Source organism: Aureispira sp. CCB-QB1, from assembly GCF_000724545.1.
Taxonomy (GTDB): Bacteria; Bacteroidota; Bacteroidia; order Chitinophagales; family Saprospiraceae; genus Aureispira.
Map to the genome: position 1 here is coordinate 111,012 of NZ_JHBV01000005.1, position 25,629 is coordinate 136,640.

General features: G+C 35.8%; 23 protein-coding genes. 15 read left to right on the forward strand and 8 right to left on the reverse strand.

Going from position 1 to position 25,629, the window contains the following annotated elements:
- The first annotated feature begins 115 nt into the window (after positions 1 to 115).
- Positions 116 to 1,630: a hypothetical protein gene (locus tag CG11_RS01870; protein ID WP_052592540.1), complete on the forward strand. Its 1,515-nt coding sequence runs from the start codon at positions 116 to 118 to the stop codon at positions 1,628 to 1,630.
- Positions 1,631 to 1,918: 288 nt separating this feature from the next.
- On the forward strand, positions 1,919 to 3,706 hold the full coding sequence (locus CG11_RS01875) for a hypothetical protein (RefSeq protein ID WP_052592543.1): 1,788 nt from the start codon (positions 1,919 to 1,921) through the stop codon (positions 3,704 to 3,706).
- 163 nt (positions 3,707 to 3,869) lie between these two features.
- Here the strand turns inward: CG11_RS01875 and CG11_RS01880 are convergent, their stop codons facing one another.
- Positions 3,870 to 4,883 (reverse strand): CaiB/BaiF CoA-transferase family protein, encoded by a 1,014-nt coding sequence (locus tag CG11_RS01880; protein WP_052592545.1) that lies wholly within the window; start codon positions 4,881 to 4,883, stop codon positions 3,870 to 3,872.
- Between the two features lie 323 nt (positions 4,884 to 5,206).
- Here CG11_RS01880 and CG11_RS01885 point away from each other — a divergent pair, with 323 nt between their 5' ends.
- The 8 genes from CG11_RS01885 (at position 5,207) to CG11_RS01920 (ending at position 14,012) form a co-directional block, all read left to right on the forward strand.
- On the forward strand, positions 5,207 to 6,496 hold the full coding sequence (locus tag CG11_RS01885) for an amidohydrolase family protein (protein WP_052592551.1): 1,290 nt from the start codon (positions 5,207 to 5,209) through the stop codon (positions 6,494 to 6,496).
- A 267-nt stretch (positions 6,497 to 6,763) separates the two neighbouring features.
- Entirely contained in the window at positions 6,764 to 7,363 is a 600-nt protein-coding gene (locus CG11_RS01890; RefSeq protein ID WP_052592553.1) for a class I SAM-dependent methyltransferase, read from the forward strand.
- 397 nt (positions 7,364 to 7,760) lie between these two features.
- Positions 7,761 to 8,171 carry a hypothetical protein gene (locus CG11_RS01895; RefSeq protein ID WP_052592554.1) on the forward strand — a complete coding sequence of 137 codons (411 nt, stop codon included), beginning with the start codon at positions 7,761 to 7,763 and terminating at the stop codon, positions 8,169 to 8,171.
- A 139-nt stretch (positions 8,172 to 8,310) separates the two neighbouring features.
- Positions 8,311 to 8,964 carry a hypothetical protein gene (locus CG11_RS01900; RefSeq protein ID WP_052592555.1) on the forward strand — a complete coding sequence of 218 codons (654 nt, stop codon included), beginning with the start codon at positions 8,311 to 8,313 and terminating at the stop codon, positions 8,962 to 8,964.
- 236 nt (positions 8,965 to 9,200) lie between these two features.
- Entirely contained in the window at positions 9,201 to 12,200 is a 3,000-nt protein-coding gene (gene rnr / locus CG11_RS01905) for a ribonuclease R (protein ID WP_052592557.1), read from the forward strand.
- Between the two features lie 120 nt (positions 12,201 to 12,320).
- On the forward strand, positions 12,321 to 12,767 hold the full coding sequence (locus CG11_RS30995) for a response regulator transcription factor (RefSeq protein WP_052592587.1): 447 nt from the start codon (positions 12,321 to 12,323) through the stop codon (positions 12,765 to 12,767).
- A 160-nt stretch (positions 12,768 to 12,927) separates the two neighbouring features.
- Positions 12,928 to 13,353 (forward strand): hypothetical protein, encoded by a 426-nt coding sequence (locus CG11_RS01915; RefSeq protein WP_052592559.1) that lies wholly within the window; start codon positions 12,928 to 12,930, stop codon positions 13,351 to 13,353.
- A 167-nt stretch (positions 13,354 to 13,520) separates the two neighbouring features.
- Entirely contained in the window at positions 13,521 to 14,012 is a 492-nt protein-coding gene (locus CG11_RS01920; RefSeq protein ID WP_052592560.1) for a DUF4199 domain-containing protein, read from the forward strand.
- Here the strand turns inward: CG11_RS01920 and CG11_RS01925 are convergent.
- On the reverse strand, positions 14,009 to 15,286 hold the full coding sequence (locus CG11_RS01925) for an ATP-dependent RecD-like DNA helicase (protein WP_156039622.1): 1,278 nt from the start codon (positions 15,284 to 15,286) through the stop codon (positions 14,009 to 14,011). The genes CG11_RS01920 and CG11_RS01925 overlap by 4 nt on opposite strands.
- A 436-nt stretch (positions 15,287 to 15,722) precedes the next feature.
- Between CG11_RS01925 and CG11_RS01930 the strand changes: the two genes are divergently transcribed.
- Positions 15,723 to 17,423, forward strand: coding sequence for a T9SS type A sorting domain-containing protein (locus CG11_RS01930; protein ID WP_052592562.1), 1,701 nt, complete (start codon positions 15,723 to 15,725; stop codon positions 17,421 to 17,423).
- Positions 17,424 to 17,549: 126 nt separating this feature from the next.
- On the opposite strand, the gene CG11_RS01935 is transcribed toward CG11_RS01930, so the two are convergent.
- Positions 17,550 to 17,771, reverse strand: coding sequence for a hypothetical protein (locus tag CG11_RS01935; protein WP_052592563.1), 222 nt, complete (start codon positions 17,769 to 17,771; stop codon positions 17,550 to 17,552).
- 294 nt (positions 17,772 to 18,065) lie between these two features.
- Positions 18,066 to 19,256, reverse strand: coding sequence for a lipopolysaccharide assembly protein LapB (locus tag CG11_RS01940; protein WP_052592565.1), 1,191 nt, complete (start codon positions 19,254 to 19,256; stop codon positions 18,066 to 18,068).
- A 548-nt stretch (positions 19,257 to 19,804) separates the two neighbouring features.
- On the opposite strand from CG11_RS01940, the gene CG11_RS01945 reads away from it, so the two are divergent.
- The 4 genes from CG11_RS01945 to CG11_RS01960 all read left to right on the forward strand — a co-directional run bounded on the left by CG11_RS01945 (position 19,805) and on the right by CG11_RS01960 (position 23,105).
- Positions 19,805 to 20,911: an endonuclease gene (locus tag CG11_RS01945; protein WP_052592567.1), complete on the forward strand. Its 1,107-nt coding sequence runs from the start codon at positions 19,805 to 19,807 to the stop codon at positions 20,909 to 20,911.
- A gap of 195 nt (positions 20,912 to 21,106) precedes the next feature.
- Complete coding sequence (locus CG11_RS01950; RefSeq protein ID WP_052592569.1) at positions 21,107 to 21,628, forward strand: hypothetical protein; 522 nt, start codon at positions 21,107 to 21,109, stop codon at positions 21,626 to 21,628.
- A 24-nt stretch (positions 21,629 to 21,652) separates the two neighbouring features.
- Positions 21,653 to 22,483: a menaquinone biosynthesis family protein gene (locus tag CG11_RS01955; protein WP_052592573.1), complete on the forward strand. Its 831-nt coding sequence runs from the start codon at positions 21,653 to 21,655 to the stop codon at positions 22,481 to 22,483.
- A 22-nt stretch (positions 22,484 to 22,505) separates the two neighbouring features.
- Entirely contained in the window at positions 22,506 to 23,105 is a 600-nt protein-coding gene (locus tag CG11_RS01960; protein ID WP_072010982.1) for a YigZ family protein, read from the forward strand.
- A 6-nt stretch (positions 23,106 to 23,111) separates the two neighbouring features.
- Here CG11_RS01960 and CG11_RS01965 read toward each other — a convergent pair whose 3' ends face one another.
- From CG11_RS01965 to CG11_RS01980, 4 genes are all read right to left on the reverse strand, one after another.
- Positions 23,112 to 23,810: an NRDE family protein gene (locus CG11_RS01965; RefSeq protein WP_052592577.1), complete on the reverse strand. Its 699-nt coding sequence runs from the start codon at positions 23,808 to 23,810 to the stop codon at positions 23,112 to 23,114.
- Between the two features lie 74 nt (positions 23,811 to 23,884).
- A complete protein-coding gene (locus tag CG11_RS01970; RefSeq protein WP_052592578.1) occupies positions 23,885 to 24,415 on the reverse strand; it encodes a DUF4269 domain-containing protein in 531 nt (176 codons plus the stop codon).
- Positions 24,416 to 25,063 (reverse strand): ABC transporter ATP-binding protein, encoded by a 648-nt coding sequence (locus tag CG11_RS01975; protein ID WP_052592591.1) that lies wholly within the window; start codon positions 25,061 to 25,063, stop codon positions 24,416 to 24,418.
- Between the two features lie 314 nt (positions 25,064 to 25,377).
- Positions 25,378 to 25,629: T9SS type A sorting domain-containing protein (locus CG11_RS01980; RefSeq protein WP_072010983.1), on the reverse strand; the 252-nt coding region annotated here is incomplete at its 5' end.

A 25,629-nucleotide genomic window follows, 5' to 3' on the forward strand; every position in this document is an offset into this window, starting at 1 on the left:
AGACAGGTTGTTTTATTTTGATTTGGAATCATTTTTGGTTTTTGCTTAACTTTATTTAGAAGTCATACACGTTTCAGTTGAGTCAACTACAAAACATAATATATACAATCTAACTATGAAATTACAAGTACCTTATTTACCTTTTATTACAAAATCATTCTTTTCTCTACCTTTTATTGTAGTCTATTTATTACTACTTTTCACTAATTTTAGTCATGCTCAAGATCAAAAAATACTAAAAGGAAAACAAATATCAGGAACAACCATTAATGACGAGCAATTAACATTTTTGATGAGCCATCAGGAAGCTCTCAAAGAATTTGAAAAGCCTGCTTCTTTGAGTATGATGGAAATTCCAGTTAAAGTACATATTGTCAAAAGTACGACCTCCAATTCTGCCAGTATCGAAGAGATTAAAGAAGCCTTTGCCAAACTCAACAAATACTTTGTGCAAATTTATGTCCAATTTGTTCCATTGGGTGACTTTAACTATATCTCAAATGACAAGTATTTTGACTTTAACAAGGAAGATGAAAATGCTCTTTGTGGCAGTAACGATTCTAAAAATGTCATCAACTTGTATATTGTTGGAAGTATTTCAGACGGTCCCCTAAAATTCTGTGGTTATACATATTATCCTGAGGATTTAGAAAAAAATACGGATCGTATATTCCTAGCCAACGAATGTTTATCAGATGGTGTTTCGCTCGCTCGTCAAATGGGACACTATTTTACATTGTTCTCTACTTCTGGACTCAATGTATCTGAAACGCAAGAGTGGGTGAATGGCGAAAACTGTGCAACCGAAGGAGACTTGATTTGCGACACGCCAGCTGATCCTGGTTTGGATTTAAGTTCTGTTGATGATCGTTGTGGGTATATTGGAAAAAAACAAGATCAATCGGGCAGAAAACGTTTTTATAAGCCAGATACCAAAAACTTAATGTCTGATAATCCTCGTTTGTATTGCTGCGATCATTTTACAGAGCAACAATATCAAAAAATGCTTTATGCTGCCATCAATCTAAGAAATTACTTAACCTTTCCTAAAAGTCAATACTCCAAACGTCAATTAAAAGTTTTAGCAGCCGAAAAAGGTTTGAGTGGGCAAGTTTCGGTCTTTATGCAAGGAACTGAAATGCCTGTGGTTCGCAATGGGAATATGTATATCAACGAAAAAGAACTTTATCCAACCAATACCACCTACAACATTGCTGTTGTCAACAATCAAAAAGGCTATATTTATGTCATTGAAGGCGATGCAGAAAGAGGCATTTATTTGCAATACCCCAAAAAAGGAGACAAAGTATTTTTTAAAGGAGAAACAACAGCTGAATTTATTGTTCCCTCTAATTTAGAACGTCTAAAAGTAGACGAACTAAAAGGTAAGGACGGAAAAAATCATATTGTTGTTTTATTCTCAAAAAAGCAATTAAGAATCGAGCAGCTTATTGATGAAATGAATAGCATAGAGGAGTATTTGGATGTCGTTCAACGAATATATACCGTTATTGGAACGGATTTGATTCCTTCTAAAAACTTAGTCTATCAAAAAAATGGCATCCAAGTTCAAGGAATTGCAACCGATCAACAAATCATGCCTGTTATCATTGAATACAAACAACCATAAGTTTGCTACAAAAATTGTGAGCTCACCCCAAAAACACCTAAACCCCTAATTTACAATACCTTAAAACAAAAACAATTTCTTAAACTAACAAAAAGCGACGCGATTCAGGCTAATATAAATTACTTGTTTTTTGAATTTGAAATCCAATAGAATAGTTTTTGTTTCTTTAGTAGACATCTATCATTTTGTGTCCTTTGATAACATACTTCATGATTTTTATTTAACAGCCAAAGGACTTTATTTCTTAACAACTTTGGATTTGAACATCCTTTACAAAGCGTTAATTCAATGAAAAATATCCTATTTCTACTCTTATTCCTTTGTTGCTATACCGCACAATTAACTGCACAACGAGAATTTGAATACATCAATCCTCCTAGTATACAACATCAAGATTATACCATTGACATTGATAATATTATCTCTAAAGAGGATTATTGCAAATTTAGATTAACCATTTATAACAACACCGAGTATTACCAAGCTTTTGATTTGAGCAAAGTAGGTTTTATTTATGAAAATATTGGAACTTATTACCCAAAGAAAGGCACTATTAAAATTATTCCTCCTGATGAAAAGATTTCTCATACAATACGAATTGATGGCAACATGAATTATATGGTCGAGCAATTCCAAGTTGCCCTAGAAGGCTTGTTCTACGCTTCTGGTGGTACTCCTGTAGAAGTCGCAGCTCGCTCTTTAGAAGCTGGTAAAGCAATTGATTCCAAACAACTAGAAGTCGAAATCAAAAAGGTGAATAACAAAAAAGGACGTTTTAGTTTTGCGATGAATGGTCAGTATAAGGGGGGCAAAAAAGAGTTTGTGACAATTGATCCTACTGAATTAAAGGCAACAGATGCCGAGCAACAATCTATTGATGCCAAGGTGGGAAATAAAAAGCGTTTGGTGCTTCAAAACGGCAAAAAATTCAACATCAATGGCGACTTTGAGAGCAATAGCTCTTCTCTTCAGTTAGATTGGACAGATGTTATTACTAGCTATACCTTGACAGCACAACCCAAAACAGTTGTATCTATTTATCATACAGCACCTGTATCGACTCCCGCTGTTACTTCAACAACAACGACCACGACGACTCAAACAGTTCAAACAGTAGAAACGGCATCCAACACACCAACTCCAACTCCTACGCCTACGCCTACGCCTAGACCTGCGGCTAAAAACAATTGCGCGCCACACGTTGCTCCCTTGGGAGGGCAACCTGTCAAAATTACAATTTTCTCAGAAGAGGGCGAGTGTTTTCAAGTACGAGCATTGGGACAATACGTAAATCCAAATTATGCTAGTAGGGTTACCTTTGGTTTCCCTATTGTTGGAAAAGTTGCGATAACAATGGAAAATGGCGCTACATTCGATAAAAGCATTTTATTGAATAATGATATTTATGAGGTAACGTACAAAATTAAGAAAAACAAGAAAGGTAAGTATGTTACCAAAATGCTATTAGGCACTGTTGGTTCTACTGGACCTACCGCTCAAGAATTAGCAGAACAATCTGCTGCGAATTTAGAAAAATTCAAACGTGAGCAAGAAGCTAAAAGCAACGCCCAACTAGAGGATCATAGAAGAAGAATTGCGGCATTAGATGCTAAGACTGAAACAAAAACAGAAACCTATAGTAACAACAATAGCAACAATTCAAGCTATTCGAGCAGTTCGAGTCATTCAACAACCTCTTCTTCTATTTCCAATAATAATCGCAGTAGCTCCAGCAAAAGAATGTCTGGGCAAATGCATTTAAGATTTATGGAAGGTTCTACTCCATTGACCAATATGCGTGTAGAAGTGAGTACGCTCTCTGGATGGACAGGTTCTGGTGTAACCGACTCCAATGGTGATGTGTATATTGATGCAACCAATTTGAATACTAAAAACATTAACATTTACGCCAAAAATAGTAGAGCAGAATACAAACTAGCTAATATTGTAAAACTTGATGATAACTTGTTTGCTTTGATTGAACCTGCTACTTTATTATTAAATACGACAAATAAAATGATTAATGCCGCCGAATCGGGTGATACTGATGCTATCTTAGAAGATATGGGTTGGTAAGAATGCCATCAAAATAGTCACACGACCAAACCTGAGGGTTGAATGGAAGGTTTTTATAATAAGTAATCGTTCAAAAAATAATAACAAAAAATGAGATTATTTTTTCTGACCTCTTACTTAATGCCGAACATTCAACCTTTTTTAATTTCACAATTGCCCCCCATCAAAGCCAAGGTAATTGTATGCTGTCTGGTGTGTTATAATACGCTCTTGCTTTTATTTGAGCATCTTTGGGTACTTCTTCTAAAGTCAAAACAGGCGACAAACAAACATCCTTTTCAGCTGCCCAATCAGCCCATTCTTCCCTAGTTTTGGTCAAAAATAAGGCTTCTACCAAGTCATAAGCAAAAACAGAAGTTGATAATTCCCCAAAGTGCTCTCGTTGCCAATCGGGTTTTTCAACTGCCAAACAAAAGCGATTCCAGAAACGGACTTCTAATGCCCCCAAAGCAACCCACTGCCCTCCCTTACATGGATACACATTGTAATTAACTAGACCTCCATTTAACAAACGTATTTCTTGGGGATTGACTCCGCCTAATAACTGCGCATACGGAAAGGTTAACAAAGGAGCGACACCATCTAGCATAGCGATATCTATATATTGTCCCTTACCTTCTACAAGTGCTGCTAGGCAAGCGGTTACTAACATATATGAACCGCCTGCAACATCTGCAATTTGTACACCAGGAATAACAGGCTTTCCTCGTTCATCTCTAATTAAATCTAGAACTCCTGTACATGCCAAATAATTCAAATCATGCCCCGCTTTCAACGCATAAGGACCTTTTTGACCGTATCCAGTCAACGAAATATAAATCAAATTAGGGTTTACCTTTTTCAAATCTTCGTAAGCCAAGCCCCAACGCTGCATCACCTCTGGTCGAAATTGTTCCACCAAGATATCTGCTTCTCGAACCATTTGCAAAATTTGGGGTCGATGCTCTTTAGATCGGTAATCAATGATAATAGATTTCTTTGTAGCATTCAACATCGTATACAACAGAGCCTCTCCATTTTTAAAGGGGGGATAATGACGTGTTTCATCCAACTTAGAGGGATGTTCTATTTTGATAACTTCTGCCCCCATTTTTGCCAATAAATCTGTTGCCAAGGGACCAGGTAGCAACAAACTAAAGTCTAAAATTCGTTTCCCTTTTAATGCGTTTGATAACATGTTTTTATTTTTAATAGTCGGCTGATTGTCTACGGTGCTACTTCGTGATTTAAGCAGACTAATGTACTTTAAATCATTAACTTTTATTAACACCTAACTTAAATTTTTAATAAAGCTACTTTATTTATAACTAAAAATTTAGTTATTCTTATATTTGGATAGTAAGGAATCGATCTCAATACAAATTTTGATGACATACTTGCCTCAAGCACCTCCAATAACCATTGTTTTACGTCGTGCCCAAATCAGTAATTTTTGTAGTCTACTTAAATCGTTAAAAGATTCCAATTAAGCAACATTTTTATTATCAAAAAAAACATCCAATGAAACAAATTCCAACCGTACTCTTTCTCCTATTTTTGATGTACAATACATACGCACAAAAAACAACTTCTTCGCAACGACTGTTATTATTAATAGAAGATGTCACCGTCATTCCAATGCACATTAACAAAGTTTTGGAACATCAAGATGTTATTCTTGAAGATGGCGTTATTATACAAATAAGAAAGCATACCGACCAAGATACAAGTACCTATAGTTTAGGTCGTATAGATGGTCGTAACAAATTTTTAGTCCCATCTTTTTCAGATGCACACGTTCATTTGCCCGAAGAGGAAAACCTAGAACGAGTTTTTCTAATGAATATCATGAATGGCGTTACCACACTTCGTTCTATGCGAGGAGAAGCTTGGCATTTAGACATTGACAAGAACGCTCCATTTACCCCAAGGCTATATCTCTCAACCCCTGTTATCAGCCGTAGTGATAGCCTTAGCCCTAGAATGGCTGAAAATTTACTAGCTCAATATAAACAATCTGGCTATGATTTTGTCAAAATAATGAGTGTCAAAGATCCAACTACTTTTGATTATCTCGTTGGTGCCTCTAAAAAACATCAATTGCCCCTTGCAGGACATTGCCCTTCGAATATCAACATTTTTAATGTTAGCAATAGCGGCGTTTTTCAAAGCATTGAGCATTTAGGAGGCTTTTTTACATTGACAACAATGGAAGAGATTCAACATGCGGTGGACGCTAGTCTTGCTGGCAATGTTTATCACTGTCCAACGTTTGGCTGGTATTATACAGGACAAATACCTCCTACCGATTTAAGAAAAAGACCAGGCACAAAGTATGTTCCTTCATCTTGGATTGAGAAATGGGAAAAACAAATTTCAGAACACGAGGTTGAAACTAGTAAAGAAGGGCGTCAAAAAGAACGTACCATTTCTGCACAACGCTTTAAGAGTCGTTTGATGTACCTAGGTTTTATTTATCGACAAGGTGGTCAATTACTTTTGGGTGCTGATGCTTCTGGTATTTATGGTATTCCCGGATTCGATGTGCATGCGGAAATGCAACATTATGCCAATGCAGATGTTTCTAATTATGACATTCTAAAAACCACCTGTTATAACTTATCTAAAGTTTTTGGTGAGGAAAAAAATTGGGGTACTATAAAAGTCGGTTGTCAATCAGATATGGTTTTATTAAATGCCAACCCTTTGGAAGACATCAAGAATACCAACAAAATTGAAGGAGTTATTTTTAAAGGAAATTACTACACACAGGATTATTTGAAAAAACGACTAGAACAAATAGCAAAATAAGAATTGGTTTTATAATCTAGACAAGCAACCATCTAAAACAGTATAATTTGACAATCTTAATACATGAATCTTTTTTACCCCTAGCCTATTTTGTGTAAAATTGTTCTCATAAGTAAGAGGTCAGAAAAAATAATCCCATTTTTTGTTCTTATTTTATTTGAACGATTACTTAAGTTGTACTAATGATAAATGCCCCATATTTTTGACAGTAGTCCGCTAATTGACACATTTTTTAGCGGACTATTTTTTATTCTTTAAACATTTAATATGCTGCTCCAAATTATCCGAAAGTTTGATCTTGTTGGCAAGTTTTATGCTAGTAGTCTAGGAAAAAAATGGATCCACAACAAATTAAAAACTGTTCTTCCTCATTTAAACCAACAGGAAGAAAATCTAGATATAGGTTGTGGTAATGGAATGATTACACACACTTTACGTCAAAAAGGTTTTTCTTGTACTCCTTTGGATGTAGCTGATTTGTCAATTATTCCAAGCGTCCATGTAGTTGTATACGATGGCATTTCCATGCCTTTTCAAGAACAAACCTTTGACACAGCACTGTTGTTGACTGTTTTACATCATACGCCTGACCCCGTTTTGGTATTAAAAGAAACAGCTCGCATTGCTAAAAAAATTGTTATTATTGAAGATATTTATAGTAATAAAATACAACAATATATGACCTATGCAATGGATACCTTAGTCAATTTAGGGCATTCTAGTATGACTTATCAAAACAAGTCTGATAGCGAGTGGAGAGCTACTTTCGAGGAGTTGGGATTGGAACTCATAGAAGTTACTAGCAAACCAGTTTTATTGTTTTTTAGGCAAGCAACTTATGTGTTGCAGCATGCTACCAAATCATAAAATAGCTCTATTTTTCTAATTACCTTCTTGACATTACTCGACTGAAAACCAAGCAGTAGCAGCACAACAAACTAAACAAAGCAATCTCACAAAGTAAGTAAGTGGACAGAAAAAAGTATAGTTAAAAATGTAATTGTTTTTAGTGCTGTTCAAAGAAAAAAATTGAAGTTTTAGCGGGCTAAAACGAGATTTTTTGATGAAGAACAGTGCAAAAAGAATTCTATTTTGCCTATAAATTTTTATGAACGATTACTTAAATCATATTAGTTTGAAACACACGAATCATATACCATACATATACTTAGCACAACTTATGAATACGAACTTAACGACCAATATTTTAATCCTAATTATAATAACTTTATTCACTGCCTGTACTAGCAACAAAAACAACACAATGCAAAAAGAACAGTACTTGCCAGATATTATCAAAAATGTTGAATTAGGAATGCCTCAAAGTGCCGTGCTTCGCCTTAGAAAAAAGGCTTATATTGTTAACTCTGTGCAAGAAACTCCTAGGGAAATTTATACCGAAGACTTAGAAACGTCTAGTTATACTTCCGTTTATTATCTTTTTGAAAAAACAGGCAACAAAGCATTGGTCGAAATCAATATCTTGCATCAAGATAAAGCAGCAGCGGAACAGACTATTAACAACTACTTTGGAATATCCAAAAACAAAAAACAAAACCAATGGCATAAAACTTTAAAAAATGGTCGCATCGTTCACGCAACTTGGCGCAAGAAAAAAGTGTTTATCTATTTAGATGAAAAAGAAATAAAGGTCGAAAATATACGCGAACAGTAGTTTTTCTATAAAAAAAAGCAGAAATTTGTACCTGATTCATAGGAGGACTGCTTTAGTCTATTTCTCCTGTAGTAGAGCCTGTCGAAATACTTAGGGAACTTAAGATAGACTCTTAAAATACTAAATATAAAAACATAAAATGAAACCAATCAAAGTATATCATAAAGACGACGGTAATCACCATCAACCCGACCACAATTGTGGTCCTAATTGCAACCATGAACATCATCAACATGATGTTACAGAAGATACGAAGGTTTTTAAAGAAGATAAAGTCAGAATTATTCCTGAAAAAAAAGCCAATCGAATTACATTTGAAAATTTCATACAATTTTTCCCATTGGTAGAATTGCCCTATACAATCACCTCTGATACACAACGTTTAATCAGCCAAAAATGTGATCCACTTTCAGCAACTTGGATGTTTAATTTTGTGTTGGATAAAGATGCGGTTATTGATGAATACACCGAATATATGCCTTGTTTTTCGATCCCTGATACACCAGGCTTTTTTGCTATTGTTTTTTGGGAAGCAGGCATCGAAGGATCTACTTATTATCTAACTACTTTTTCTAAAAATGGAATTTTAATTGATAAAAAGAAGATCGCGGGAACTAAATACGAACAAGATGGGTTGTATCAAATGGTTTGCACAATCAGCCCTACTTGGTTGTTTAGTTGTGCAGAAGGGCGTTTAGACGCTGAGGGAAATACCGCTCCAGTATCTTCCGATGACAATCACCTCCATACTTCTTTACAATTGACAGGAGATGGAGAAATTGTTCCGATTTAATAACCAACCCTTAATATCTTGCATTTAATCGTTGGTCTTATATTTACAATTACTTAAAAATATTTATACAAAAACACTATAAAAACTACATAAGGATAATCCTAGTTTTCTACCTAACCAATAGAGATTCTATGGATTAAAGTTGTTTTTCAAGTTTAGAAAACAATCTATAAGTATATAAATATCCAATACTTTATACAAAATATCCTTATTAGCCCAACCAGAAATAAAAATTAATGACAAAAAAAAAGAAAGGCTCTAATAAAAAAGGAAAAAACTTACCTGTACACCTTTTAGAGAAAAAAATAATTGATTTGTTTAGCAAACAGATCACTTCACGATTTGATGCCAAAGGCATTATTGGTAAATTAAGAATTTCAAATTCTAAAGATTCCGTTCAACACACCTTAGATAAATTGGTCGAGAAGGGAAAAATTGAAAAAGCCAGTCGTGGTAAATACAAATGGAATAAAGCCGCTAAAACAGCGAAGAAAGATAAACGAAACAATGCTCAAACGACTATTGGTAGAGTAGATGCGACTCGTAGCGGCTCTGCTTATATTATCAGTGAAGATTTAGAGCAAGATATTTTTGTTCCTGCCCATAAATTAATGGGGGCTCTCAATGGCGATACTGTAGAAGTATCGTGGTATATGGCTCGAAAGGACAAACCAGAGGGACAAGTCATTCAAGTCCTTGAACGCAAATCTGAAAACTTTATCGGTACCTTATCCTTGTCTGATAAATTTGCTTTTGTTATTCCTGATAACCCTAATATGCAAACCGATATTTTTGTTCCACTAAAATATGTCCCCAAGGAAGCAGAAGATGGTGCAAAAGTAGTTGTAACGATTGTAAAATGGGCAACAGACAACAAGAATAATCCAGAAGGAAAGGTGACGACTTACTTTGGAACAGAAGGAGGAAATGATATTGAGATGAAATCGATCTTAATTCAAAAAGGGTTTAATCTAACTTTTCCTCCAGAAGTACTCAAAGAAAACGCTGCTATTGATACCGAAGTCAAGCAAAGTGAAATTGATAAGCGTAGAGATATGCGTGCCATTACCACATTTACAATTGACCCTGCGACAGCCAAAGACTTTGATGATGCTTTGTCTATTGAATTATTAGAGAATGGTAATTACGAAATTGGAATTCATATTGCCGATGTAGGGCATTATGTCTTGCCTGGTTCTGAGTTAGACAAAGAAGCTGCAAGAAGAACAACTTCTGTTTATTTAGTGGATCGCGTACTACCTATGTTGCCTGAGAAACTATCCAATGGTGTTTGTTCGTTACGACCCAATGAGGAAAAATTAACCTTCTCTGCGGTTTTTGAAATGAATAAGCAAGGTAGTATTATTAATGAATGGTTTGGTAAAACCGCTATTTATTCTGATCGTCGTTTTACTTATGAGGAAGCGCAAGAACGCATAGAATCTGGTGAAGGGGACTACGCTCAAGAATTGCAACTACTCAATGGCTTGGCGTATAAATTACGAGCACAACGTTTCAAAAAAGGAGCGATCAACTTTGAATCGCCTGAAGTTCGCTTCAAACTAGATGAAAATGGTGTTCCGCTTGAAGTATACCTAAAAACTAGAAAAGATGCCCATATGTTGGTCGAAGACTTTATGTTATTGGCTAATAGACGGGTTGGAGCACTAATGGATGGCTTGCACGAAAAAACAGGCATTCAATGGCCTATGGTTTATCGTATTCACGACGAACCAGATATGGAGCGAGTTCATAACTTCACTGATTTTGCAGCTCAGATGGGCTACAAGATGAAGATTGAATCTCCCGAACAAGTAAAAAAAGCTTTTGGAAAAATGCTGAAAGAAGCGGAAGGAAAACCAGAAGCGGATATTTTGCAACAACTAGCCATTCGCACTATGGCTAAAGCGGTCTACTCGACCAACAATATTGGGCATTATGGTCTTGGTTTTGCAACTTACTCGCATTTCACGTCTCCTATTCGACGCTATGCAGATGTGCTAGGACACCGTATTTTGTTCGACTATTTGAGTGACAACAACAAGCGAATGAACGCACAGAAATTAGAAGAGTTATGCAAACATATTTCTAAAAAAGAGCGCGATGCTATGGAAGCAGAACGAGAGTCTGTAAAATACAAACAGGCGGAATTCTTAGAAAATCATGTAGGCGAAAAGTTTGAAGGAACTATTTCTGGAATTACAGACCATGGTATTTATGTTAGCATCAAAGCCAATTTCTGTGAAGGGATGATTCGCTACGAGAAAATGTTTGATGACTTTAGCCCTGATGAACATCATTTCCAAATCAAGTCTCCTTCAATTACTTATCGAATGGGAGATAATGTTTGGGTTAGTGTCTTGGGCGCTAATAAATTTAAACGACAAGTTGATTTAGAATTGCTAGACCCTGAAGATGAGGCGAACCGACCTCCTGTTCGAGAAGAAGTAAAGGAACTAACATTTGCAGAACAAGAAGTAGCCAATAAAGCACAAGAAGTTGCTTCGGAGGTTGCTAAAGAGGCTCCTGCTCCTAAAAATGAACCTAAAAAAGGTATTAAAAGAGTTAAGGTCGTTCAAGAACCTAAAAAGGGTAGAAAAAATGTTCAATCTACTTATAATGCGAAGAACGAACCTTTCGAAGCTTTGTTGCCTGATGTTCAAAAAGCATTTAACAAAAGCCATATCAAAAATATTGCGAAGCAGAAAAATGCAAAATGGAGATATGAAATTGCTCCTTCTGCTCCAATGCCAGACTCTGTCTTGTTGTTGCATTTCAACCCAGAAGCGGCTTTAAACAAAGGATATCGTGGTCAAAAATTAATCTCCAAACATCCTTTCAAGCCGCAAGGAAGCACCAAAACGTTCTTCAAAACTTACTTCCCTCAAGAAAGACTTTCAGAGGGATATTTGTCTCCTTTCCGTTCTTTGGATGACAAACAACTCTCTAAAAAAGATATTGAATTGAGTTTGCCAATTTTTGAAGCTTTCATTCAGTTATTAAAGCCTAAAAAAATTGTTTCCTTCTCAGTTCCTATGGTAGAAACCTTGCAAAAGAATAATTATCTAAGCAATCTTGAAGAAGAGGAAGTTACAGATCAAGGACGTACGGTTATTACCTCTAGAGGTATTTTGAATGTTGGTGAATTAAAAATTCCAATTTATTTCGTTCCTAGACCTTCCTCCCGTTTACTAAAGGGACTAAAAACCTTGGCTTGGGAATGGGCATTGACTTAATTATTACCTTGATTTTCATAATCCTCTAACATTGTTCGTGGATTATTTTATATAAACTCTGCTGCTCTTTAAATGGGTAGCAGAGTTTTTTTTATTGTAACTGATTCCTTAAATTTAGGCATGAAACGAACCATTCTACTATTTGGCAGCTTAACCATTGCTTTGTTACTCCTCTTTCAAGTGAGCAAGTATTCTTTGTGGCACCAACCCTCCCACCTAGAGTTTTATATTGTTTGCATTGGTCTTTTGTTTATAGGCATTGGAATTGCTTTAAGTCGTTTTTTTACCAAAAAAAATATTTACAATCCAACGGGGACACCAATTCCTAATAGCACTCAAATTCCTAAGGAAATTGATCAAGCTAAACTAAAGGAAACAGGATTAAGCAAAAGAGAGTACGAGATATTATTACTCATCGCAGATGGTCTATCCAATAACGAAATTGCTCAACAGCTTTTTATTTCAGAAAGTACGGTCAAAACACATGTTTCCAAAATTCTTTCTAAGTTAGATGCCAAAAGAAGAACACAAGCTGTTCAAATTAGTCGGTCGCTGAAAATCATCTAAAACTACCCTGAGGACTCTAAAATCAATGGTACTAAAGTATGATTTTGCTATTTCAGTCGCAAATCGTCCTTAAGTACTAGTATTTTTTCTAAATAATCTCCGATGTTTGGGTTGTTCAAAAAATTCAATTTGCATTAACAATTACTAAAAAACTTCGATTATGAAAGAAAAATTAAAACCAGTATTAGCGGTTATTTTAGGGCTATCTTTTGCTTTTTTAATTATTATATTGAGCCAAATGCTAGGGCATATCCTCTATCCTATTCCAGATCAATTCAAAAATATTGATTTTTCAGATCCTGCCAACCGCCCTCAATTAGAAGCACTCATGGCAATGGCTCCTACAGGTTCTTTAATTATCGTATTAGTAGGTTATATGTTAGCCGCTTTTGGTGGAGGTTTTTTAGCAGCAAAGATAGATCCAACACGCACAACAAAACTTGGTTTAATCGTTGGTACTTTGTTAACCTTAGCAGGGATTTCTAATCTAATGATGATTCCACATCCCATATGGTTTGTCCTAATTAACTTGCCAAGTTACCTATTGTTTGCATGGCTAGGAAGTCGCACCGTTAATCCCCAATAATAGTTACAATAGTTCGTTGAAAAACTTTATTAGTTTGATAATTAGCAAGTTACGCCTTTGCTGTGTTTTGTGTTAAAGTTTTAATTATCAAACTAATATAAATGTGCTTTTTTGTCTTTTTGGTAAAAAAGTAAAAAATCAACGAACTACTAAGTTAACTACTTATCATGAAAAAGACTATCTTTCGATATGGCTGTCGAGCAGGAATTACAATAACAACATTTAGTACCATCAACTGGTTTTTATTTTCGGACTTACTAGATTATTCTAGTAGCGAAATTGTTGGTTATTTATCTATTTTAGTAGCTTTATCAACCATTCCACTTAGCATACGATATTATCAACAGCAACATTCTAAACAGCCCCTCTCTCTTAAAGAAATATGGAGTCTTGGAATCGGTATTTCTACCGTTGCAGCAACATTTATGTACTTATATAGTGCGCTATTTTTTCATTATATGGGAGATGATTTTATGCAATGGACACAAGCCAATATGGATTCTACGCAGTGGCAACAAATGCAAGCACAAATGGCAACCATGCCTAGTTACTTTTTAAGTCCTTGGTTTCAAGCTTTTGTTATGTTTGCAACCGTATTTCTGATTGGTGTTATCATCACGATTATCTGTACTTTGGTTGTAAAGCTACGTCCAAACTAAAAATGTTGCTGATAAAAATCTACCACTCGCTCATCAACAAAAATATCTTGTGGGCGCAATGGACGACGCAACACAATTCCTTCTAATGTTCTGCAACGGCTCAAGGCAACATACGTTTGACCATATTCAAAGGCTCCTTTGCCCATATCAATAATTACTCGGTCAAAAGTTTTGCCTTGGCTCTTGTGAATGGTCATAGCCCAAGCCAATCGAAGCGGATATTGAGTAAACGTACCAATATTTTCCGTCTCAATCTCGTTTTTATCGTTCAATTTGTGGCGTACGACATCCCATTCAAAAGGTTCTACATCAATATATCCTACGGTTCCATTCGGTTTAAGTATCATTACTTTTATAGAATTTGCGGTCAAGTCATGTACCATTCCTACTGTTCCATTAACATAGCGCTTTTTAGGGTCATTTTTTAGAAACATCACTTGAGCACCTACTTTTAAGTTTAGAGGTGTTTCTGCGGGCAATACGGATACAGAACCTGTGATTTTCGCCAAATACGAAAATGTTTCCGTTCCTAACTCCTCTAATTTTTGCTTGTTAATCTTGTCTACTTCTGCATTTCGAGCCGATAGGATGACATAAAAATCTTCATCTTCTAAAGTTTCTTGATACCGCTCATTCAGGTCATTAAATTCGTCCTCATCAATACGGCGCAACCGAATAGCATCCAAGAGGCGTATAAAACGCAAGTTATCTTGACGATACACCTCTCTCAATTCTATCATATTAATTTCTAACTCCTGAAACACCTCCGCAGAAAAGAAATAAGGGCTTTCGTACTGTTGTTGGAACAGTATTTTTTCTTCTCTCGACGCGATGACAGGCGGTAATTGGAACAAATCCCCAAAAAAGATCATTTGAACCCCACCAAAAGGCGCTGGATTTCCTCGATTTACCCGCAAAAAGAAGTCAATTTGTTCTATCATATCTGCTCGAACCATTGAAATTTCGTCTATTACAATGGTATTCAGAGCTTGGAACATTCGGCGATTGCGTCGGACTTTGATTTCTTCTTTTTTTAAGGGACGAGGTGGGAATCCGAAAAAGGAATGAATGGTTTGTCCTTCTACATTAAGTGCTGCGATTCCTGTAGGAGCTAAAACCACTACTTTTTTGCGAGTATGTGCTCTCCAATATTTTAGTAAGGTCGATTTTCCTGTTCCTGCTTTTCCTGTAATAAACAAACAATTCTGTGTTCGCTCCATTTCGTGCAAACAAGCTTTAAAATCAGGATTCAAATCTATAGACTCTTTGCTCAATTTCTTTCTTTTTATAAGTTACATTTCAGTAAAAGTTATTCCATGCCTCTTAGCATTTTAATCTATTCCCCAAAATAAGATTAATCGTAGGATAATTCAAAATAGCGTTCTTAAACCTGCTTATTTGTTTTTGATTGGTAGACAAATAAAATAACTTATGCTCTACAGTATGCTTTTGTCAACTCTTGATTGTGAAACTAGTAAAATAGTTTAAAGTCATTAAGAAATTTAGTATTATTGTTTTACAGTAGTTAACTATTGTTCCCCCTACCCTATAACAATAGTTAGCTGCGCTGCTACTACATGGGCGTTGAAACCACACAGTAACAGTAAACCGAGCTGCGCGAGCTCACGATCTCAGGGAGCAACAAAGCTTATCAACGAACTACTACTATAACACTCAATTTAATTATCCCATCCCCACACATTACAAATTATGAAAAATAGTTACTTATTTCTTTCCATTTTATGGCTTTCTATTAGCATTTCTTATGCACAATCCGATTATTACGTCTCCACGACAGGTAATGACGCTACAGGTAGCGGCACTATCAATAGTCCTTGGGCAACCATTACCCACGCCTTAGACAATGCGGCAGACAGTAGTACAATTTGGGTTTTACCAGGCACATACAACGGTCGTGTTCGTATTCGAGGCAGTTTTCCACATGGCGTATTAGTAAAGTCTCAAATTCCTTATGAAGCAAAACTTCGACATAGCGGCACAGTCATGACCGTTTATGCACATTCTAGTGGCTGTAACGGCATAACCTTTGATGGGTTGGATGTTGCCCATGATGGTCCTGGTGCTGCTGCATTAGTGGTTCACATTGATGGCGCAGGAACTGGTGCTGTTCACGACATTACGTACCAAAATTGCATCTTGCACGATAGTTATAATAATGATATTGCAAAGATCAACAATAGTTGTTATAACATTACCATTCAAGGCAATCTATTTTTCAATCAAACAGGGAGTGATGAACATATAGATGGGAATAGTGTCGAAAATTTAATCATTCAAGATAATATTTTTATGAATGACTTCGCTAGTAGTGGTCGTCAAAATGCTAATAATACAAGTAGTTATATTGTCATCAAAGATAGCAATGGGAGCAACGATTTGTATACTGGCTCTCGAAATGTTACTATTCGTAGAAATGTATTTCTCAATTACGAAGGGAGTGCTGGACACAATTTTGTTTTAATCGGAGAAGATGGCAATCCTTACCATGAGGGATTTGATATGATGATTGAAAACAACTTACTATTGGGAAATAGTAGCAACACGATGCGAGCTCCTTTTGGAATAAAAGGTGGTCGAAACATTACGTTTAGAAACAATACCATTGTTGGAGATATGCCTGGCAATGCCTTTGCCTTTCGATTTAACACCGAAGGTAGCAACCCTAATAATGACAGCATTTATTTGTACAACAATATTTGGTCCGATCCAACAGGGAGTATGAATGACTTTTCTGATTGTCCTTTAACAGAAACAGATTTTTTTGTTCTGAATAACAATCTATTTTGGAATGCTAACAACTCGATTCCTAGCAATGCTAACGATTTGATCAACCATACTGATGACGCTAATGCAATATTGATGAACCCTCTATTAGGAGGGCAAAATAATTTAGTTCTACCGTATTTCAATTCAAACACCAATCAATTTAACGATGGCTCTACTACTATTCGTGGTGCTTTTGAGCGGTTGGTTGATAATTACGGCACTCCTTCGGCGGGGAGTCCCGCCATTGATGCCGCTAATTCTAATCAAGCCCCTTCTGATGATATTTTGGGTAATACCCGCACTACACCTGATATTGGAGCCGTAGAACATAGCATTGTTTCTAATTTAAGACAAAATCATTGGCTCCAAACGAGTACAGCATCTATTTTTCCTAATCCTGCCAGTCATAATTTCACTTTAAAATTGAGCCATATTTCTTCTGGAACTATTTACTTAAACCTCTACCACATAGATGGTCACTTGATTGAAAGTCGCGTCTTAAAGAATTCCACAACGAATGCCTTGGTAAAATGGCAAACACAAGAACTCCCCCAAGGTATTTATCATCTACAAATCAAGGGGACAAACTTGCTGTTAAATAAAACGTTACTCATTGCCAGATAAACACCTCCTCTTGCCAATATATAATAGAAAATCAGGTCTCATAGAAAGCTCCATGAAGCCTGATTTTCTAATTATTAGAACCTCCCATTCTAGCTCACTTTTGTCATCTATACAACTTCCATTGTACTATAAACAAGCCCCTTCTGTATACGTTTCAATCCCGTAGCATTCTGCATGTCCTGAATTTGTATATGTTTTCCCATTACAACCACACACTGGCTTATACTCCGTAGAATAATGGCAATTAATATCTAATTGCTCGACATCATTACATGTTTTTCTACAACTACAAAAAGTAATAATTAAAATAAGAAGGGAAATGCCTCCTAAAGTATTGGTATTCATCATAAACGTTTTTTTTAATGATACAGTTGTAATTATCATTACTCCGTTGAAACCATGCAGCAGCAGCGCAGCTAACTAAAAGCAAAGCGCTCACGCAGTAAATCATACCAAACTGATTATCAACAAAATACACCTCGCCGTTCTTTATATTAAAAGACTGATAATCAACTGCGAAGCACTCATGCAATACCACGTAGTAGCAGCGTAGCTAACTAAAAGCGTAGCGCTCACGAAGTAGCAGCGCAGCTCAACTAATACGATTTTTCCACGAAGTATTGACCAAACACACCATAAAATTTACCCCAAATGATCCAACAAGTTTCGTTCTGCCCTCTCAAAAGCGTTCCATTGATCGTCTCGAAGAAAACGATCTCGAATAATTTGGTTGGGAGGTGATAATTTGACTAATTCCTTGTAATATTGTTTTGCTGTTGCATAATTTTGATAATGCTGTACTAATATGGTAACCATTGTTACCAACCGATAAGGAGACATTTTTATTTCCAATGCCTTTTCATATAATTTTAATCCTTTATCATACTCTTTTCTCACATCAATATACAATTCTCCTAAGTTTCCCATTAGCCAAACATTTTCAGGTTCTAACTCTAAGCCCTTCTTATAGGCCTCCTCTGCTCCATCGTAATTACCTTCCACATTCCACAAATAATCTGCCCAGCTATTCCAGTTAGAACATACATTAGGTTCTAAATCTAATAATTGAAGTAACAATTCTTTGGCTTGTTTTTTATAAGCAGCCCCCTCCATTCTTCTAGTGCATAAAGTAGCTAGGTTCCGAATATAGACCGTTCTATTGGGGTGGATTTTCAACGCTTTGCTGTAGTACTCATAAGCCAAATCAAACTGATACGTATGATCATAAATCAGACCTATATTATTGAGTGTTGCTGAAGCTAGCGGATTGATACGTTCTACTTGAAGATAGAGTTTTAATGCTTCCTCGTAGCCTTGATCTTGTTTGTCTAACAAAAATGCTAAATAAAACAAGGCATTTTCGTGCCTTGGATTTGCGCTTAATGCAATTCTATAATACTGCTCTGCTGTATCTAAATGTTTGTCAAACCGACGATGCAATTTATAAGCTACGGCATAGTACATCAAACTATATGTTGGATTTCGCTCTACCAATTGCTGATAATCCTTCCGAATATTTTCATGGGCTTTAATTAGCTCTTGAACTCTTAGATTGTAACGGTAAATAGAAGGCAATTCTATAAAAATAGCAAACCCTTTCGCCCAACTTGCCATTTGCTTATCTGAATACTTAGACAACAAGATTTTGTGCAACCTGCTTCGAAATTTGGATTCCTCATGTAGTTGCCAGATTAAGATCAATTCACGACGCAACATTGGAATTGCATCTCTATTATTTTTAAGTAGTTCTAGCCCCAACTCTACACTCGCATCATCAGGGCTCAATAGTAATCTTGATAAATTCTCTAATTCTTTGAGTGTTAGTTTTGACATAATCCTTTCATCTTTTGGATGGTCTATTCTACAAATTTAGTAAGCACTAAATTTTGTTAGAAATAAAAGTCATTATTTGTTCTGCTGTATAATGTTTTGTAAACGCATTGCCTAGACAATAAGTTCAATTCATCAGTTATAACAATAGTTGGCTATGCTGCTACGATCACGGTCAACAACAGGATTAAAAACCGTGCATTTAACATTAGTCCGCCAAAAAATCGTTATATTTGCACCTAATTCTTAAATAGACAACGATGGCTTTAAAAGACAAATATATAAATCCTCTCCAAAGGGTTGCGATTGAAGCCATAACACAAACAACAGGTCTTTCTAAAAAGAAATCCAAAACTTATGAACACTCAAAGCTGCTCATGCCCTATTATTCCCCTTTAACACCCAACTAAGTCCCTAGAAATAAACCCATTAAGATAGCAACTATTAAAAGTTCGCTTTTAAAACAACAATAATTATTTAATATACAACGCAATACTGATTATTCCCTTCTTAGCGTTTTTTCATTAATCAATAGTTTGTAATTATAACAAATGCATAAATTATACTTTTTCGTCCTTGCTAGTTTTTGTTTTGTAAATGAATTAGCAGCACAATACAGCCATCAAGATATTTTATTAGGTCAATCAGGTACGACTTTAACTACTAATTTACGTCTCAACTATAAACCTTCCAATTTGCCATCTTACAGCACGGCAAGAAATAATATGTATAAATACATAGATGCTATCAATGACACCGTAACTTGTGTTTATACAGGACTTAAACGTTATTTGCCCTCTAATGCTACCAATCCCATTTCTGTTATGTTGGATAACAACAGCAGCATTAGTATTAACGCAGAACATACTTATCCTCAAAGCAAGACGGTTAATAATGCAGGGCGAAGCGATTTGCACCATATTTATCCCACTCGTGCAGCTGCCAACAATGGGCGTGGCTCTATTCCTTTGGGAGAAATTGCACCCAATAATATTGACAAATGGTATTTTGAAGCCAATACGTTAACGAGTCCCCCTCCTGCCAATGTATTGCCATTGCATAGCAAGCAACAAAACAATATTTTATTTGAGCCTAGAGATGATCATAAAGGGGATGCCGCTAGAGCCATGTTTTATTATTATACCATGTACCAATCAGAGGCAAATGCTGCCGACCCTAACTATTTTCACCAACAAAAAGCAAAACTATGTGAGTGGCACTTAGCCGACCCTGTAGATAGCATGGAGTGGGATCGTACTTCTCGCATCGCTCCTTTTCAAGGCAATAAGGTAAATCCATTTGTCATGGACTGTACCTTGCCACAGCGTTGTGGGTATTGTGCCACTACCTGTTCTCCTCCTAATTCAATCACCAAAGCAGAAAAAATGGGCTTAGAGTTTTTTGGCAACTATCCGAATCCATTCCAGCAAACGACAACCATTCGTTATGAACTTAATCGTCCTCAAAATGTTATCTTAACGGTTTACAATCATTTAGGGCAAGTAATAGAAACTTGGGATAATGGAACACAAACGCCTGGTTTATATGAAGTCGATTTGGATGCCAAACACTTAACAAGTGGGCTCTATTTTTATACCCTAACATTGGAGCATTCTGGACAAGCGGCTACTTTTTCTAATGCTCTAATCAAACAATAGGAAATAGTCTAATTTTTAACCTTATTTCCAATCACTACTTTTTATTATTTGATAATACTCTGTGGATTTTCTTTGATAGAAAACAAAAAACTATATTCAATAACCAACTGCACAACACTGCCTGATTACCATGCAGTAGCAACAAAGCTAATTAAATACCACTTTCTCACAGAGTAATGATTTGACACATTTGCTATGAAATACAATTGTTTATTTTTTTTACTTTTCGCAATAACCATTGCCTGTAGTTCTGATCCATCTCAAAGTGCTTTCCCAAAGAGAATTCCAGTCGATAATCGAGCAGAACATCAACCTGACGAAGCAAGTATTCTAAATGCCCAAATTAAAGAATCGCTAGAGTCCATGTATTTAGTTGAAACGCAATTAGAAGATGGAACCATCTCTAATTATGCCACTAGAGATGGTGTCGCAGATTTTGTAGCAGAATCAACTACCTATTATAAGGAAGAAGAAAAAACAACTCCTCTAAAAACAACAATCATTTACTTAACAGGGAGTGCTACAGATGTTTATTGGCTTTCCGATAAGGTTGTAATTGTAAGCAAGGATGATTATCAATATTTATTCAAGAATAGTGTTTTAGTAACAACTTTGCAAGAAGGGAAAACGGTAGAAGTTGGAGAAAATGATCAAGAAGCAGCTAAAGAGGTGTTAAACATTGCTCAAAAAATTATTCAATCTCCTATTCCACAGTAGGTAAGCCACTAATTTACAATACAAATGAAACTAACACTTGGTTACTCTCCTTGTCCTAACGATACATTCATTTTTGATGCGATGATCCATCAACGAATTGATACAGAAGGGCTGGAATTTGAGGTGCAACTGGGAGATGTCGAACAACTCAATCAAAAGGCATTTGCCAACGAATTGAATATTACTAAATTGAGTTATCATGCTTATGCTTATCTCATTGACTCTTATGCTTTACTAACTAGTGGCTCCGCTTTAGGTAATAACTGCGGTCCTTTGCTTATCGCCAAAACTTCGATCTCTAAGGATGATTTATCACACAAGAAAATAGCTATTCCTGGCAAATATACAACTGCTAATTTCTTATTAAGCTTAGCCTTTCCTCAAGCAAAGAATAAGCAAGAAACGCTATTTTCGAATATAGAACAGCAGGTTATTAATGGACAGGTAGATGCAGGGCTAATTATTCATGAAAATCGTTTTACCTATCAAGATAAAGGCTTGGTTAAGTTGGTTGATTTGGGCGAATGGTGGGAACAAACCACACAACTCCCAATTCCTCTCGGTGGCATTGTCGTACAACGTCAGCTACCTCTAAAATTACAGCAAAAAATTAATCGAGTCTTGCGTAGGAGTATTGAATACGCCTTCCAACATCCTACAAAATCAGAGCCTTATATTCGTCAACATGCTCAAGAAATGGATTTAAACGTTATCCGACAACACATTGATTTATACGTCAATGACTTTTCTATTGATTTGGGTTCTAAAGGGAAAGCAGCGATTGAGTATTTGTTTGATACAGCAGTACAAGTAGGGTTGATCAAAGCACCAACCGCAGATATTTTTGTAGAGTAGTATTTCCCGAACCATTTTTATTATGAAAGACACTTATTTTACCATAGAAAAGCCGAGTATTGGAGAATACAAGGAAAAAGGCAGTAAATTTATTGCTTATACCTTCCCTGTTTATTCAGAAGATGAGGTCAAAACTTGTTTGGAAGAAGTCAAAAAAGAGCACTTCAAAGCTCGGCATCATTGTTATGCTTATCGAATTGGTCTTGATGGCAAACGGTTTAGAGCTAATGATGATGGAGAACCTTCAGGAACCGCTGGACGACCTATTTTGGGGCAAATTGATAGCTTTGGGTTATCCAATGTTCTATCGGTTGTTGTGCGTTATTTTGGAGGAACGAAACTAGGTACTTCTGGGCTAAAAAGAGCATATAAGGAATCTACTAGAGATGCTTTTGAACAAGCTCAAATTGTTGAGAAAATTGTAGAAGACCAGTTCCATGTTGTCTTTGACTATGTCGCCACAAGCGATGTAATGAATTACATCAAAAACGAAGCATTTACAATTCTAAATGCAACCTACGAGGAAAAAACTACCTTGCTAATGACCATTAGACAAAGTGATGTAAAACGATTTAAAGAATCTCTAGAAAAAATTATCGGAGTAAAAGTAAATAAAGTATAAGGAGTATTAGGTCATTTTGAGGGTAGCCTTAGACATTCCTCCATTAATTAAATCATAATACACCATATCCAATTCCTTTTGCTGCTTCTCTATACTAGTAATACTTACGGTTTTAACAATACCTCGATCCATCACCAAATCATTTTTGAGATCGCCAGTACCTGCATTATTATGAAAATCTAGAATATTACTTCGGGTAGGATCAGTATGTTTTTGCAGGTAATCTTCAAACCAAGTTCGGCGCAAATTCTTAATTTTTTGAGGATACATCGTAGATGACGACCAAATATGAGGTGTTAATGCATCCAACTTGTTTAAATACTTTTGAGATTTGTCCCACCTAAACTCCCAGAGTGCATTGTGCTCGTGAACAACCATTGTAAACGGTTCTATGTCTTTGAAATCATAGTTTTTCACAAATGTAGCCAAAGAGCTATAAGTTAAAAAATCTAGAACCATGATACCACGACTCTTGATAGACGGTACATATTTGTTTTGTTCAAAAGCACCATTCAACAAACTAACAACCCTTCCTTGAGTAGTAATACTAATCCAAGTTCCTCCACTTTGCGGTTCTTGAGGATAAACCCATGTGCTACTAGGAGCATAAATCAAACCTGGAGAGGTGCGCAAAGGGGATTCGTCCCTATTTTGAGTCCAAATAAATGTATTTTCTGAGGTTGGGATGTAAGTTAAAGTACACATATGACATTCCATTTATTATAATCAACAGCCTTAGTAACAATCCACAAAACATAACAACTAAAATCGTACTATTGTTATTGACTTAAATCCAATTCTAACAATGCTTGATAAGGATTTCCTGACAATTGCAATACCTTAGCAAAAGCAGGTTCTGTTTTCATACCTTCTGATTTCAATCGAATAATTTCCTTTCTAAAAGCATCTCCATTAGCCTCTAAAAGTCGATGCTCTACTAATAAGTGGCGATAAGCATCTTGTTTTTGGGTAGGTCTTTTTTGACCAAATATTTCTACTTCAAAATGTGTCCCCAAAAAATTAGCGACAGTAGATTGAATTTCATTAATCATTTTAGTTTTAATGGTAAAATTTTGACGTACTTGATACAACTGTTTTATTTTTTGTGCAAATGCAACATGGTCCACACAAGTACAAATAATATCTAGATCACTTGTTGGCAAATCAATTTCAATGGGGATTGTTCCTACCAAAATGGGCTGAAATTCTTTTAGAGCTTCCATCATCCCCAATTCTTCTAACTCCTGATAAGCCAAGCGTTGTCGTTGATTTCCAGTTTTAAGATAATCTATATGTTCAAAATTGACCATCTACCCCGCTACCTTAGTTGCTTCTAACAAAATTTGGTTGTTGAACAATTCTTTCAAACGTCCATCATGTGTTACGATCAACAAGGTAGCATTAAAATTTTGACTTTGCTCCAATAACAGTTTAACCACCTCCCTACAATTTTTATCATCCAAACTAGATGTAGGTTCATCTGCCAATATTAAAACAGGGTCATTAATTAACGCTCTAGCAATGGCTACTCGCTGCTGTTCTCCTAAGCTCAAATTTTGAGGCTTGGCTTGCAGTTTTGTTTCCAAATTGAGCTTTGACAGGATATTTTTAATTTTATTTTTATCCTGTTTTGCTCCTGCCAAATATTGGGCAGTTAATAAATTATCTTCTACGGTTAAGGCTTTAATCAAATGCGATTGCTGAAAAATCACGCCAATATTTTGTCCTCTAAATCGATCCAAAGCCTCCCCGCTTAGTTTTGAAATATCTTGGTTTTGCACCATAATCTCACCACTTGTTGGCTTGCGCAAACCACCTAACAAGTGTAATAAAGTCGTTTTTCCACATCCAGACTCTCCCAACACCAACCAATGAGACCCTTGCTCACAATGCATATCAGGAAATTGAAATTTCTGTTGAGAATTGTATTGAAATTGTAAATCTTTAGTTTGTATCATTTTCCCTTTATTTTGATCTCTTATATGATAATTACGTTTAAACAAATCCTTAAAGCGTACTAAAACAACTATGTAAAAATACAAAAAAAGGAGATGCCCAAAAGACATCTCCCATTTTAATTTATTTTGATCTAGTGTTTGGTTGTAAGTAAGTGGACAGAAAAAAGTATAGTTAAAAATGTAATTGTTTTTAGTGCTGTTCAAAGAAAAAAATTGAAGTTTTAGCGGGCTAAAACGAGATTTTTTGATGAAGAACAGTGCAAAAAGAATTCTATTTTGCCTATAAATTTTTATGAACGATTACTTACCACCAATTATTCCACTATAATCTTTTCTGTAATAACCTTGTTGTCTATCACAAATCTTGCTAAGTACACTCCTGAAGGATAATCCGTCATATCAATCTCGTAGTTTTGCTCCAAACTTTCTTGGGGCTCAAAGGATTGTAATACTTGACCTGTAATACTCATGATACTCAATTGTACATCTGTTGTTTCTGCCAACACTAAGTTAACAAATACACGCCCTTCTGTTGGGTTTGGATACAATTTGAATAAATCCAATGC